The 14,816-nt window shown below is 36.8% G+C and carries 11 protein-coding genes; 1 reads left to right on the forward strand and 10 read right to left on the reverse strand.

Annotated features, from left to right (window positions below; translation table 11 throughout):
• Nucleotides 1-140 precede the first annotated feature (140 nt).
• Nucleotides 141-2,186, forward strand: a complete 2,046-nt coding sequence (locus J2Z23_RS19460; protein WP_057987800.1) for a catalase — start codon at nucleotides 141-143, stop codon at nucleotides 2,184-2,186.
• Nucleotides 2,187-2,300: 114 nt separating this feature from the next.
• Here J2Z23_RS19460 and J2Z23_RS19465 read toward each other — a convergent pair whose 3' ends face one another.
• From J2Z23_RS19465 to J2Z23_RS19505, 10 genes are all read right to left on the reverse strand, one after another.
• Complete coding sequence (locus J2Z23_RS19465; RefSeq protein WP_057987798.1) at nucleotides 2,301-2,771, reverse strand: hypothetical protein; 471 nt, start codon at nucleotides 2,769-2,771, stop codon at nucleotides 2,301-2,303.
• A gap of 244 nt (nucleotides 2,772-3,015) precedes the next feature.
• Nucleotides 3,016-5,088, reverse strand: a complete 2,073-nt coding sequence (locus J2Z23_RS19470) for a methyl-accepting chemotaxis protein (RefSeq protein ID WP_083492430.1) — start codon at nucleotides 5,086-5,088, stop codon at nucleotides 3,016-3,018.
• A 359-nt stretch (nucleotides 5,089-5,447) separates the two neighbouring features.
• A complete protein-coding gene (locus tag J2Z23_RS19475; protein ID WP_238482868.1) occupies nucleotides 5,448-6,497 on the reverse strand; it encodes a Gfo/Idh/MocA family protein in 1,050 nt (349 codons plus the stop codon).
• Between the two features lie 16 nt (nucleotides 6,498-6,513).
• On the reverse strand, nucleotides 6,514-7,344 hold the full coding sequence (locus J2Z23_RS19480; RefSeq protein ID WP_209974894.1) for a sugar phosphate isomerase/epimerase family protein: 831 nt from the start codon (nucleotides 7,342-7,344) through the stop codon (nucleotides 6,514-6,516).
• A 938-nt stretch (nucleotides 7,345-8,282) separates the two neighbouring features.
• Complete coding sequence (locus J2Z23_RS19485) at nucleotides 8,283-9,527, reverse strand: hypothetical protein (RefSeq protein WP_057987789.1); 1,245 nt, start codon at nucleotides 9,525-9,527, stop codon at nucleotides 8,283-8,285.
• Between the two features lie 67 nt (nucleotides 9,528-9,594).
• Entirely contained in the window at nucleotides 9,595-10,647 is a 1,053-nt protein-coding gene (locus tag J2Z23_RS19490; protein WP_057987787.1) for a hypothetical protein, read from the reverse strand.
• Between the two features lie 649 nt (nucleotides 10,648-11,296).
• Nucleotides 11,297-11,428, reverse strand: coding sequence for a hypothetical protein (locus J2Z23_RS22665; protein WP_274380121.1), 132 nt, complete (start codon nucleotides 11,426-11,428; stop codon nucleotides 11,297-11,299).
• A 554-nt stretch (nucleotides 11,429-11,982) separates the two neighbouring features.
• Nucleotides 11,983-12,999 (reverse strand): oxidoreductase, encoded by a 1,017-nt coding sequence (locus J2Z23_RS19495; protein WP_057987782.1) that lies wholly within the window; start codon nucleotides 12,997-12,999, stop codon nucleotides 11,983-11,985.
• Nucleotides 13,000-13,080: 81 nt separating this feature from the next.
• Nucleotides 13,081-13,992: a PTS system mannose/fructose/sorbose family transporter subunit IID gene (locus J2Z23_RS19500; RefSeq protein WP_057987780.1), complete on the reverse strand. Its 912-nt coding sequence runs from the start codon at nucleotides 13,990-13,992 to the stop codon at nucleotides 13,081-13,083.
• 15 nt (nucleotides 13,993-14,007) lie between these two features.
• Nucleotides 14,008-14,814: a PTS mannose/fructose/sorbose transporter subunit IIC gene (locus J2Z23_RS19505; RefSeq protein WP_057987777.1), complete on the reverse strand. Its 807-nt coding sequence runs from the start codon at nucleotides 14,812-14,814 to the stop codon at nucleotides 14,008-14,010.
• Between the last annotated feature and the right edge of the window lie 2 nt (nucleotides 14,815-14,816).

The following is a 14,816-nucleotide window of genomic DNA, read 5'->3' on the forward strand; positions in this document are numbered from 1 at the left end:
AAATTCAAGAAAATTGTTACGAAGAGAAAATAATTTGCAGATTCCCTATAAAACGTTGGTAGTTGATCATGTTTTATCATTTTCTATCAAGGGAACGGAATAGTAGAAGATCCATTTAAATGCAAGGAGGATAAGACCACATGAATCAAGAGAATAAGGTGAACGGAAATAGTAAGAATAAACAATTAGATCCATTTCGCAGTGATGATCGTGATAAACATTTAACGACCAATCAAGGTCTAAAGGTGTCTGAGGATGAATTTTCATTAAAAGTAGGAAGTCGTGGTCCGACCTTGATGGAAGATTTTCATTTCCGAGAAAAAATGACACATTTTGACCACGAGCGAATTCCAGAAAGGGTTGTCCATGCAAGAGGATATGGCGCACATGGTGAATTTGAATTGTATGAATCGATGAAACCTTATACAAAAGCCAAGTTCTTACAGAACCCCGGCACGAAAGTCCCTGTATTCACGCGGATTTCTACGGTAGCCGGATCAAAAGGCTCCTTCGATATACCTCGTGATGTTCGCGGTTTTGCAACTAAATTCTATACAGAAGAAGGTAATTTTGACTTAGTTGGGAATAATATGCCCGTCTTTTTTATTCAGGATGCAATTAAATTTCCTGATTTTATCCATGCTGTCAAGCCGGAACCAGATACTGGTTATCCTCAAGCGGCTTCTGCCCATGATACATTTTGGGATTTTATCGCCAACAATCAAGAATCCGCCCATATGGTCATGTGGCTTATGTCAGACCGCGCTATTCCAAGAAGCTTGCGGATGATGGAAGGGTTCGGGGTACACACCTTTCGTTTTGTCAATGATGAAGGTAAAGCTCATTTTGTCAAATTCCATTGGAAACCAAAACTCGGTATTCACTCTGCTGTTTGGGATGAAGCGCAAAAAATCAATGGCAAAAATCCTGATTTCAATCGTCAAGATATTCACGAATCGATTGAGAACGGCGACTATCCAGAATGGGAATTAGGAGTACAAATAGTGCCAGAGGAAGACGAGTTCAAATTTGACTTTGATGTTCTTGATCCAACAAAAATATGGCCAGAAGAGGATGTACCTGTGAAAATCATCGGCAAAATGACGTTGAATCGTAATGTAGACAATGTCTTTGCTGAAACAGAACAAGTCGCCTTCCACCCAGGAAGTGTTGTGCCAGGAATTGACTTTTCCAATGATCCATTACTGCAAGGAAGACTCTTTTCCTATACAGATACACAACTGATCAGGCTTGGTGGGCCAAATTTTCATGAGTTGCCAATCAATCGTCCTGTTTGTCCATTCCATAACAATCAGCGTGATGGATATGGGCGTCAGACAATTAATATTGGTAAGTCAAGTTATCATAATAACTCCATTGCTAACAACACTCCCTCCCCTGCATCTGTGGAAGAAGGTGGATATGAGCATTATCAGGAAAAAGTCGAAGGGCGGAAAATACAGGCTCGCAGTGAAAGTTTTAAAGATCATTTCTCTCAAGCGACAATGTTTTGGAATAGTATGTCAGATGTGGAAAAACAGCATATCCAAGATGCTTTCAGCTTTGAGCTTGGAATGGTCAATAATAAGCATATCCGCCAGCAAGTCGTTGATATGATCGCTCATATTCATTTAGGATTAGCGCAGAAAGTGGCAGACAATGTTGGAGTTCAGCAGCCGCTTACTGGTGGATCTGATGTTTCCAAATCCTCACCAGCACTTAGCCAGATGAATACTATCTATCAACCTGATACTTTGAAAATTGCTGTAGTATTAGATGAAGGCTTCAATGATCTTGAGGTGGAAACAGTCATTCAAGGACTGAAGGAGCATCAAACCTATCCAACAGTGATCAGCTCGAAGCTTGGCAGAATCAAAGGCGAAAACGGAATGGAGTTAGAAGCTACTGCCACATTTGATACTGGGGATCCTGTTTTATTTGATGCCTTATATGTTGTTGGTGGCAAAAACTCAAGCAAAGATTTCACTAAAAAAACTAGTTATATGGTGCAAGAAACATTTAAGCATTTTAAGCCTATTGGTGCGACAGGAAAAGGCATTAACATCCTGCGCGAAAACGGTATAACTGAAGAGCCGGGAGTTATAACAGGTGATCAGGTGGGAAATTTCATTACTACCTTTATTGATGCCGTCGCCGCACAACGTCATTGGAATCGCAACGTTTAAACAGCTTTTAGGAATAAAGTGCGGAGCCGCCTTATAAGCCATCAAGCTAACAAAAGTGCAATCTAAAAAGCCACTTTTGTTAGCTGTTTTTTACTTAAAATTATAGGTTATTCATTACACCGTCTGCTTAAATCCTTCTTCACGTAAATAACTTTCAGCATCTTCATATGAAGGAAAACTTTCGACTAAGTTCATCCCCGCATATATATTCCAAAGCGTTTCCTCACATGTCAGAATAAGCTTATGCCCCTCTTGATCAAGCCACTCATATTCGGGTAACACAATATCACCATTCTTATCTTCCGTTCCTTCAGATAAATACTTAATTGAGTCGGAAATAACCTTTCGTAATTCTTCCTCAGAAGCATTACGGATATTCATTAATCCCTTTTTATCTGCCTGATATCCTTGCAAATCCCCAACAAAAACAAAGCCATTCCCATTTGGATGGAGATGATAAACGACAATTGTTTTATCATACAGGCTATCTAAATAATGATAATTCAGGCGTTTCATTGACACATCTTTGCGTGTGAGTTGCGGAAATGATTCAATAATCGCCTGCTTTTCTTCGAACGTAAGCATACTACTTTCCTCTTTTCTATTCCGTGGGGATTAATATGTGGTGCAAAATCTTTAAAATCCGCATTAGGAATTTATTTACAACCTTTAAAACTTACCATAAATGCACTAGAACAGAAAGGAAACTTAACGTCAAATATTCAGGAAGTTTTTTCGGGCATCCATTTATCTTATAAATCCTTATTATTCATTACTTAAGATTAGGAAACTAGTTGTCTTTTCTCTATACCCGTTACCATTTTTAGCATTACATCCTAAACTGATGAATTAACTCATTTAATTCTTCAGCTGATTTAGCCAATTCATTTGAACTACTTGCTACTTCTTCCATTGAGCTTGTTGTTTGCTGAGATGTAGCAGATACCTCTTCAACGCCTGCAGCCGTTTCTTCAGAAAAGGCAGCCATATTTTGGATATTCCCATTCATTTCTTCTGCATTTTTCGTGATATCCATTAAAATTTCTGAAATTCCTTGTATATCATCCACCATTAGCTGAACAGCGTTTTGAATTTCTGTAAATGTTTGCTCTGTCATATCAATTTGCTTTGTTCCATTTTCAACTTCTTTATATCCTTCTGTTAGTGATTGGGTAACATTACCTGTTTCAATTTGGATATCTTGCACTATTTCAGTAATATCTGTTACCGAATCAGCTACTTGCTCTGCTAAGTTCCTCACTTCATCAGCAACAACTGCAAAACCACGACCATGTTCTCCAGCACGTGCGGCCTCGATCGCTGCATTGAGAGCTAGTAAATTAGTTTGTTCCGCAATTTCTCTAATAATCAATACTAATTTTGAAATTTTTTGCGAGTGGGTATTTAATCCCCCTACCTTCTCAACTGTTTCACGAAAGACTTGATTAATCTTCACCATTTCCCCCGAGGACATGGCCATTAAATTACTACCTTTGTTTGTCAACTCCAATACCTGCTGTGATGAATGTTTCATATTCTCTCCGCGTTCATCTGCATTTTGAACTTTATCTGTAAAGGAACTCATCGTACTTGAAAGTTCGCTCGTTTGATTAGCTTGAGAATCTGAGCCCATAGATAATTCCTCCATTGTGGAAGATATCTGTTCAGATCCAAATTTCACTTCATTCGCTGATTGAGTTAATTCCTCACTTTGACTACTCACTGTTTCTGAAACCGTACTAATTCTTTGTAAAAGTTCTCGTAGTTTAACATTCATTTGATTTGTCGAAACAACCAACTGACCGACTTCATCATTTGCTTTCGTCGTTAAGATTTCTTGGCTTAAGTCTCCATCAGCAAGAAGCTTCATCCTTTTACTGATTTCTGGTAATGCTTTTAACAAATGCTTTAGTAAAATAAACACGAGGACCATGAGGATAATACAACCAACCCCAAATAGTAGGAGCATTGTTAAAGAAAAAGAATTTAGGTTTTTTAATGCCTCCTTTTGTGGTACAGCTGTCGCAACAGACCAATTTGTCGTTGGAACTGGTGAATAGCCAATATATTCTTCATGATTATTTACTAGATTTAAGCTAAGTCCCTTTTCTCCCTTTACCATTTTCTCGCCAATTTCCCCAAGATCACCTGACATTGATTGGAGTTGCTCATCCAAGATCAAGTCCGGATTGGGGTGATATAAGATCGTCCCATCCTCAGAAAGTAAAAAGGAATAGCCACCTTTGCCTAGCGTATAAGATTCCATAATATCAGGTAATTTATCCAAAAATAAATCAATAGCAACAAACCCAGCTGGTTCATCATTTACTTTAATTGGCTTCATAATACTTAAAATCACTTTGCCAAATACTTCATCCATATAGGGCTCAGTAAAGTAGACATCATCTTTCTCTAGAGCTGCTCCATACCACGGTCGACTAGTAATATCAAAATCTGGCGCCGATAATAAATGATCATTCCCGATTAAGAAATTGGCTTTACTACTAGCAACCCAGGCCATAGCGACTGCCTCATCATTTTGTACTGTTTGCTCTAGTGCTTTCATAACCCCATCATAATGCGGATTTTTCTGTACATCATTTCGTGATTTCGCGGTAGCCAGTAAATTGGTAACCTGTTGATTGGCAGAAAATTGATTAATCACAGCTTTTTTTTCGGCAAATAAGCTATTCACCTGCGCTGCGATCGCATCACTTTTTGTTGTTAGCTCCGTTTCTATATTTTTCACCAATAATGACTTTGTGTATGAATAAATAACAGTTCCTGTCGTTGAAAATATAATCACAATCATAATCAGTAATGAAAAAGACACCTTCATTGAGATACTACTGCGAATCCAGCTGAATCTCACCGGCTTTTTCAACTTATTTTTTTTATTCATAATTCCCACCTCTTTCTATATTCCCATACTCTTCTCCTCTACTAATATCGGGTTTTTGTTACAAGTTTTAATATTGTTAGTCTTCGCCATTGCAGCTATTTTTCCAAACTTGCCTGCAGTAAAAACAAACTTATACAGGTGTTCTTTAACAAAGGGAAATGGATTAAAATGACTCTGTCCCAAACAAGTAAACAACAAACACGCCTGTGAATCAGTCTTAACGATTCTACAGGCGTGTTGCTTCTGTATTTTATTTCAATAACATCTATATTTTACTCAATACTGTTTTAGTAGTTGGATCCCATGGCATCTTTTGACACTTGACTTATGCTTTATCGGACACACCGAAATTTTTCTGTTTACACAAGACTCACTGGTTCTTTGCGACTAGCAGCTTGGTAAAATTGATCAATAATCTCCATGATGTATGCCCCATGTTCTGCAGGTGCAACTAATTCCCCACCGTTTCGAATACAATTCGTAAAATGCTCAAATTCACTTGTTACCTGCCCATTTATGACTGGTGTGATATCAACACAAGTACCTTCGAGTTCAGAATAAATCTTTAACTCGCCATTAATCAGACTTGCTCCACCTTTTGTTCCAAGTAATTCGATTGTCGTAATATCTTTTTCGATATTAGAAGCCCAACTAAATTCAAATTGAACAGTAGCCCCGTTGGTTAATCCCATAAAACCAACTGCCGTATCTTCCACGTTGAAAATGCCATCCGGATTTCCTTTATATCCATTTCGATTTCGTGTAGTCGTTTCATGAAAATGCTGATAAGTAGCTCCTGACACGTAAGCAGGTTGAGGCAGCCCCATCATATATAGAGCAAGGTCAAGATAATGCACACCCAAATCAATCATGACTCCGCCACCAGCAAGCTCTTTGTTTGTAAACCAAGTGCCTCGTCCAGGTATACCACTGCGTCTTGTCCAACCTGCTTTTGCTTGATAGATTTCTCCTAAGTAACCTGCATCAATAAACTTCTTAAGCGTAACCGCCTCTTTAGTAAAGCGATTATTCAATCCCACCATAACTAGCTTGCCGGATTTATTTTTTGCTTCGACAATTCTTTTGGCTGCCGCTGCGTCCACCGCTAATGGTTTCTCACAATGAACATGGATCCCATTCATAAGCGCCTGAACGGTTATTTCTTCATGGGAAAAATTCGGCGTACAAACACTAACAAGATCTAATTCCTCATGAGCGAACATTTCTTCATAATTACTATAAACCCTTTTAATATCATACTTTTTGGCTAAGCGAGTAGCGTTCGCTAATTGAACATCACAAAGCGCAACAATCTCAACATCAGGAAGATTACTATAATTACTTAAATGCTTCTTCTCAGCATTACTCCCCGCTCCGATAAGTCCATATCTTAATTTTCCATCCGTCATCTTATTCACTTCTCTCTTACATTTTTTTAAAAAGTAACTCTTTCATATAGGCAATTGTATAGTCAACACCCTGTTCACCCAATTCATCAGTCCAAACTGGGGAGTGTGGTTCAATACTTAATCCTCCTGTATACCCTTTTACACGTAATAAAGAGATGAACGTTTTCCAATCTGTTTGATCTAGCCCAGCTGGCGGGTCATCGACTCTCTCTCCATTAATGATCATCGATCCTTTTAAATGGACATGGTTAAACCGATCTCCCCAGTCTAGTGTTTCTTGTAAATAATCTCCTCCGAAATAGCGGCTATGAGATGGGTCGAATTTTATTCCTAAGTCTTTTAGATGACCATGGATAATTTTCCATGCTTCAGGGTTGTGGACAAAGTTTACTTTTCGACAATTGTAAGACGAAACCTTTACTCCTTTTGGCTTCGCATAATCAATTAATAAAGTAAAAAAGTTGATCGCTGCCGTACAGTTTTCATAATAAGACAGCTCATCTACATAATTGCATCCGCTGACAAAATTAGAACAACCTAATTCACTCGCTACATCTATTAAACGGTAACATCTCTCTAATTCTTCTTTGATCACATTTCCTTCTTTATCAATTCGGAGTGATTTCCATCTACCTATAGAAGCGACACGAACATTCGATTGTTCTTGCCATTTTAATAAATCTTTGCGATTTTGATAGAATGCCTGAACATCTTGTCCTTCATTCACACAAAGTTCGATAAAATCTAAACCTTTTTGCTTGGCTCGTTGAAAGCTTGCTTCTGTTGGGCTCGCTATAATTCCAAGTTGCATCTCTAAGTCCCCTTTGTAAAAATCTAAACGTTTCACTCCTACCCATTTTAACTCTCTCCTTCAGATAATTCTACCTTGTTCATCATCTTTTTGTTTAAAATTGGATTAAAATTTGATCCTATCTCTTTTTTGTGTTCTTAGATTTTAATGAATAAAGGATATGTACACAACTTAACTTTGGCTTGGGAGCAGACAGGGGAAAGATTATAACTCGAATCAATTGTTTGCTTGGATTGGAGATTAATTGTGTATTGAATTGTAAATAGATGTGGCTGGGACAAAAGTGTTTTCGCTTATGAAAAGTCCGAACTACTAGCGTGAAAATAACCCACTCCGGAAATATACTTCGCTAAGGTAATGCATTGTTCGCTTTTGAGGCTTAGCATTTTAGTTATGTCCCAGCCTCATCTCTTTTTTTAACTGACGAATAGCCGAATTTCATAAAAAGTTCAGAGGTAATAATGAGCTAAACAAATTAACGGAACTCCCCTTCTTTCTCATGATCTGCCATATACTCTTCTGCTTCAGCTTGTGAGGATTTATAAAGGTTTTCGGCTACACCATAGCTTTCAAAATATAATAGGTCAGGATCCTTTCGAGTTATTTCAACATATTCACCATCATGATTATAAGCAGTTAGCGAATTTTTATCGCTATACTCTACCTTACGTGCTTCATATTTTACTCAGAACTTAAATCGAAGGTCTTTCAATATCATAGAACCATATTTATCCACCCTACTTGTAAAAAGCTTTATGTATCAGATGTTTCCACTATACGCTATGGTCCCAATATGATCTCCTATTGTTTAATTAACATGACTTGTTATAATGTTACCCATTGTCCATCGCTTTTGTTCCAAATAAATGCTCTCTATTTTCCAAAAGCCACATCTTCTTTTAACATTCATGTTTAAATACTTGGAAGAATAAACTTTTTACCCTTTTTATCGACTTCTTCTAGAAAAATTAAGCCTATTTCTTCTTCACCCATGTAAAACCATCACCTTTTGTAATGACCGCCACATCAATTGGGCCACCTACCGTCTCCATTGAAATGGAAAATTTCCTTTTTAATGAGGCTATATTTAATAAGGACTCCGCTATATGGGCTAGCTCTGTCGCAGGTAAAGATTCCACAACATCTAGAATAGGATCAATAAACCTTTCCTGCTTATAACTAGATAACTTATTTTGGTACTGATTATATACGTGCTTAAAGGCTTCTACCATCTCATCTTCTATCTCCTCAACTTCAACACCTTCATGAAAATGATCTTTTAATCTATCAACCAATATATCCGTTAATGAATCAAATTCCTCTAATAAAACCGTCGAAATAAAGTCTTCCACTTCTTCATGAATGCCATCTAAAAAACTTCTAATCATATCCCTTTGCGCAAACGGGAGTATGACTGCATGAGTGGAATGATTAATCGTCTTTTTTCTGGAAAAATACTTCGTTTTCTTATTAATTTTTCCGTCTACTATAAGTATGTGGACAGATGGAAATATTTCTTTATCCCCGTACCCCGCAAAGACAATACCCGAATAATCATCGGAAAAGTCTTTTATTAATGATTGAATCATAATAAACTTAATTTTTCCGATCCATTCTCGTAAGAACAGATGACTTTCAAATTCACTATCAATCAATTCTTCTACTTTATTCCCAAGCTTTTCAAATAATAAGTCACAGTCATTATTATTAAAACCGTTTGGAAATGCCTTTTCTTCTAAATTTAGAATTCTGTTATTTAAAAATTCCTCTGCCTGTTGTACATACATTTCTTGAATCTCGCCTTGTAAACTTAGCTCACCATATTCACTGTATAAATCCATATTCATGTCAGATAATTGCTTATATAGGTAGGTTATATTGGCATATAAAGCCTTTTCTATATACCTATCTTCATTTACTCCAGCCATAAGTTCACTGTATTGATTTTTATTAAGAAACTGCAAAAAGTTATCCTTATATTCCTTTACTGTGTCAAATGCTTGTGAATCTAATTTGTTTTCGTAAACTTTTATTAGCGTTTCCCATGGAACTTGGAACATAGAGCCTGATCCATAGATCATCATTCCGATTGTCTGTTTCTCTGAGAATCCAAATAACTTGTCCGCTGAATTGTATACCTTTCTTCCCCTAATGGTTACCGCACTATCTGACGCTAAAGCAATTCCGCCTGTATTCATAACTACAATTTCAGCCGTCAACCTTGCCACTCCCCATCTCATCCATATGTCTAATTATGAATCGCTTTCGCATATTCTATAGATACCATCACAAATTATAGGCATAATCTTTATTAGAAGCGATAATTTCCCTTAATTGCTCTTCTTTGTTAAATCCTTGATAGGTAAGAAGATAAATAAGTTGTTCAAAAAGGGCATACAAAACTTCCTTTGAAACCTCTGGAACGATTAATTCTTCGTTAAGATAGGCTGTAAACGGGGCTAGAATATAGGGTCCACCCACCGATAAATGTTCCCATAATTCTTCGTACTCAACAAACTTGGGTGGTTCTACAGAAAATTCAACAGTAACTTCCCCATAATCATAATTTATATCTCCTACTTTGAATACATCCTGATAACTATAATAATTTGAATACGCTCTTTTCCTTTCTGCGGATACATATCGACTTCGGTGGTCAAGGAGAAAATGCACACTATAATCGACACCGTATACATAACCAATATCAATTTTCACATGTGATCTTTCATTAGAAAATTGTTCAAAGTTATTTTCCAATTTGTTTTCTCTGGTATAATGCAAAACCTCATATATAAAATTAGACAAACCTAAAGCGATTCTATTTTTTTCCTGATAAATAATTTCTTGGTAATTCGTTTCATTCATATCCCAAGGAGCTAGATAATTTTTCTCAATATCCTCGTAGGTTTTAGTGCGAAAGTCAATTTTCACCTGTTCAAAGAAAGTGTATTCTGAGTCGTTAAATTCCAGTGGCTCCGAGCTACCTAAGGGATCATCATCCGAATGGTCATGTTTCTCTATGTTTAGCTTTTCTCCTGATTTACTCGTTGTCGGCATCCAAACGGGTGTTGGATCATTCAACTCCTCGAAATCATAAAACGGAAGCTCATCTGCGGTTTTAGTCGGATAATAATTGGTAGTTAACTTTTTAATCTCATTTACTATTTCAAATGTATTTTCTTGTGTATAACTAGTTTGCCTTTTTAAATACTCAGATACTTTGTCGATCATTTCATTATCACTTAGGCTTACGATATCCACTAACAACATATCCACTAATTTTTCAAAGTTTTGATCCGTCATATTATCTAATATAAAATCCCTAACAGTTGTTTTCATGTGAATCTCCCCCAATATGAATCATTAGATTTTGAAATATAGAGCTCTCATCATCATTCCTTTGTATTATCGCTTTCCGATATATATATCCTTATTTGAACTTTTTCTTTTCACTTTCAATTAAGGACCATGTTTTTTACTTTGCTAGATAAGTAATTTCTGAAATTTTCCGACACTTATACATAAAGAAACCATGATAAACAAACAATAATTCTCTAAGTAATTATCGATTTATTGCCATCTTTTATTTTACATAATCGCGTTTCTCTTCTAAGCGATTAAATCGGTCTTGACGTCAAAAAACCTAGCTCTATATAAGAGCTAGGTTTAGATTATAATATTAAAATTTAGTTGTAAACCCTTCGCGAAGGTGTGAATTAATTTCCTTATCAAAAAATTTCTTTGATAAATTAATTTTAACATATGTGTCAAGTTTAAGGTATCCTTTTAAAAAATACATCCTTACAATCTTCAGATGTATGTTAATTGATACTTCTGCCTTGAAGAATACTTTATTCTCAGAAGGAGCATTTTCACTAAATATATTAAGGGGTCTCAAGTTCTAACTTCATATTCCAATTCATTCCTTAAACAGGTGCATTTCATCATCCAACTCTTCAATCCACAAATAAAAAAGCCCCTAAAAGGACTAATAAAAGTAATGCCTATCTTCTGGTTCATATTCCTCTAATTCTTCGTCATCATCAACAGCTTCCAATTCCCAGGGTAATACGTAATCTGGCTCTTCGTCTTTAAATAGATTAAAAATCTTCTTTAACATTTGAAGCACCTCACCCTCGATTTATCTTACGCCTACAATGTATCATTCTAATGTTAGCTAGGCATATAGAGAAAGTTAAAAGTGTGTAAATCTTTCTAGACCAGGTCTTATTTCAGAAATTCACAAAGTTCTTTTGTAACCAAAAAAACACCTTATATAAAATAGATAGTAATCTGGCTGTAAACAGTCTCTAATCTTCGTTTGGTAAGCTTAACTATGCTAATAAACATCAGGGGAGTTTCTAAATGAACATAAAAGCATTAATTTGTAAATTTTTAAAGAGACATAAATATAGTTACTATACTGATGAATGTATCAGATGCGGAAAAATAAAGAAGAGAGATTAAAATTATGACCTGGCATATTCATAAGCTTATATGCCAGGTTTAACCATTTTATTGCGGAGTCTAGCCTGCAGATTCACTCAATAGAAAGTTAATAGCGGAATATACAAAGGAATTTTCGTGTTTCTAGTGTTCGTGTGTCATATTACATTATATGAACCGTTTGGGAATCTAACCCTTTTTTGTAAAGAGCCCGAATTCTTAACTTCGTTACTGCAAGTCTTTAACTCCTGTTTCTAATATTTCCAACTGCAGAAGTGTCTGTTCATCTGTAATAGTTTTATCTTTCCCATTTATGATGACATTGTATAAATCATCATAAACTCTGCCGTAATCACCATTAACAGATTTTACTTTTTCTTCGTGAATCGTACCTTTTGCATCAACATATGTCAGGACACCATAATGATTAATCGTATCTACTCCAAAATCTTTATTATCAGGCATGTAAAATAATTTTAAATGTTCTTCTTGACGATCTTTGGTATCTTTCACAAAGCACCCTTTTTTTCCATATACAGTAAAACTAGGTCGTTCTTTTAATCTAAAATAGCTGGATTTCACTGATACTTTTAACACACCATAATATAAATCTAAATCAAAATAATCATTCATTCTTCCTTGTCCAAGTAATTGCCTTACATCATAATGAATATGATCTGGTTTCCCGAAATAGCTAATAACTTGATCTAATGTATGACAGCCATGCGCATATAAAAAAGACTCAAGCGGATTAAAAGAATGAACAGACTCAGGTACTTCTGGGCGATAATAATCGAAATGCATTTCTACTTCCAGCAAATCTCCTAATTTTCCTTCTTCAATCACCTTTTGCACCGTTAAAAAGTCACTATCAAAGCGTCTGTTTTGATAAGCCTGCACAATTAATCCCTTTTCTTTCGCCATGGCAAATATTTCTTTTGCCTGTTCAGAGGTTTCCATAAACGGCTTTTCAACTAAGCAGTTTTTATTATGTGCTAATGCTAATTTTGTGTATTCATAATGACTGTCAACTCCCGTGCAAACCACAATGAGTTGAATGTCCTTGTCAGTTAATAATTCATCTAAATCAGATGTATAATGTACTCCTGTGATGCGCTGCCAACTTTCATGATCTGGATTTCTTTGATAAATTGTTTTTACCTTTATATTTTCTCTTTGTAGTACGAACGGTAAATGATATCTGTTCGTGCTTTTCCCATTTCCGATATAACCAATAGTAAGCATAGTAGCCCCCTAAAATAAATAAAATTAATACCCTATAAGGTCCAGACAAAGTTGTCTGGACCTGTCACCATTAAGCTCTATTTACATTAAATGGATTAAGTGGAAGACAATCCCGACAGCAAACAAGCCAAGTATCATAATGATAGGAGAAATTTTCTTTCTAAGCAACCACATGCTTAGGAGTGTTAAGGCCAGTCCAGCTAAACCCGGGATTAAGCTATCCAAGTTATCTTGTAATGTCGTGACCTTATGAGCGGTTAACGAGAGACCTTCCGATTGTTGCAGGAGGGCGGATTTAATCCCCTCTGCTCCTGCTGGTAGTTTATCCCAGTCTATATAAGCCCCATCATCCAGTTTCACTCTGGATACTACCGGCGTGAATTGGACCGTAACCCATCGATTCACTAATGCACCAAGGATAAACATTCCCAGTATCGAGGCACCTTTCGTGATATCTTGGAGTAACCCACCTGATAAGTCATCGGTAATTTTGGAACCAGCTTTGTAACCAAATTCTTGAGTATACCACATAAAGGCCATGCGAATGATATTCCAGGCAACAAAGTAAATTATCGGTCCAAGTATATTACCTGTTAAAGCAAGAGAAGCCGCTAATGCACCAAGGATTGGTTTAACCGTGAACCAGAAAACAGGATCCCCAATTCCAGCTAAAGGTCCCATCATCCCCACTTTAACCCCTTGAATTGCTGCGTTGTCGACCGGCGCGCCATTTGCCCGTTCTTCCTCAAGTGCTAAAGTTACTCCAAGGATGGGTGAAGCTATATAAGGATGTGTATTAAAGAACTCTAAATGACGTTTTAATGCAGCGGAACGGTCTTCTTTCGTTTTATATAGCCTTCTAATAGCGGGGATCATTGAAAATGCCCAACCGCCGTTTTGCATTCGTTCATAGTTCCATGAACCTTGAATGAAAGTAGAACGCCACCAAATAGCAATCCGATCTCTTTTAGATAATTTCAGTTTCTCTTCCATTTTTGTCCCCTCCTTTTAGTAATTATCAATAATATCGCCTAGTGGATCACCAGTGTTACCATTTCCACCCTTACCTGAGCCACCTTGTTTAGATAGCGCTAGATAGATAAGTGCAAGTGCCACACCGATAGCCCCTAGGCCGATAAGTGTAATTTCCTGAACAGTCGCTAATACGAAACCAATGGCAAAGAATGGCCACACTTCCTTCGTAGCCATCATGTTAATAACCATCGCATAACCAACAGCTACAACCATCCCCCCACCAATAGCTAAACCGTTTGTCAACCAACTTGGCATAGCTTCAAGCAATTCTCTAACTGGCCCTGCACCAATTGCCAAGATTAGTGCAGCTGGGATGGCTATACGTAATCCTTGCAAGATGATTCCAACAATATGCCATAATTCAACTTTTCTAATGTCCCCTTCATTTGCTGCAGCATCCATTAAATGGACTAATCCTGTAGCGATTGTACGGACAATAATCGTTAATAATAGTCCCGCCACTGCTAGAGGAACAGCAATCGCGATTGCCGATGACACACCAGACTCACCTTGTCCACTTAAAACTAATATAATAGCAGATGCAACGGATGCTAGCGCAGCATCTGGTGCGACGGCAGCTCCAATATTTGCCCATCCTAAGGCGATCAATTGAAGGGTACCTCCTAAGACAAGACAGGGAACTAAATTTCCTGTCACTAAGCCAATTAACGTACAGGCTATGATAGGTTGGTGAAAATGGAACTCATCCAAAATCCCTTCCATACCAGCTAAAAAGGCAACGATAATGACTAGTATGATTTGAATTACATTTAAATCCATAA

This window comes from Lederbergia galactosidilytica, assembly GCF_017873565.1.
Lineage (GTDB): Bacteria > Bacillota > Bacilli > Bacillales > Bacillaceae_C > Lederbergia > Lederbergia galactosidilytica.

What these genes read in the sequence shown, in the direction of transcription:
- J2Z23_RS19460 (WP_057987800.1), top strand. Translation starts at nt 141, where the DNA reads ATGAATCAAGAGAATAAGGTGAACGGAAATAGTAAGAATAAACAATTA.
- J2Z23_RS19465 (WP_057987798.1), bottom strand. Translation starts at nt 2,771, where the DNA reads ATGCTTACGTTCGAAGAAAAGCAGGCGATTATTGAATCATTTCCGCAA.
- J2Z23_RS19470 (WP_083492430.1), bottom strand. Translation starts at nt 5,088, where the DNA reads ATGAATAAAAAAAATAAGTTGAAAAAGCCGGTGAGATTCAGCTGGATT.
- J2Z23_RS19475 (WP_238482868.1), bottom strand. Translation starts at nt 6,497, where the DNA reads ATGACGGATGGAAAATTAAGATATGGACTTATCGGAGCGGGGAGTAAT.
- J2Z23_RS19490 (WP_057987787.1), bottom strand. Translation starts at nt 10,647, where the DNA reads ATGAAAACAACTGTTAGGGATTTTATATTAGATAATATGACGGATCAA.
- J2Z23_RS22665 (WP_274380121.1), bottom strand. Translation starts at nt 11,428, where the DNA reads ATGTTAAAGAAGATTTTTAATCTATTTAAAGACGAAGAGCCAGATTAC.
- J2Z23_RS19495 (WP_057987782.1), bottom strand. Translation starts at nt 12,999, where the DNA reads ATGCTTACTATTGGTTATATCGGAAATGGGAAAAGCACGAACAGATAT.
- J2Z23_RS19500 (WP_057987780.1), bottom strand. Translation starts at nt 13,992, where the DNA reads ATGGAAGAGAAACTGAAATTATCTAAAAGAGATCGGATTGCTATTTGG.
- J2Z23_RS19505 (WP_057987777.1), bottom strand. Translation starts at nt 14,814, where the DNA reads ATGGATTTAAATGTAATTCAAATCATACTAGTCATTATCGTTGCCTTT.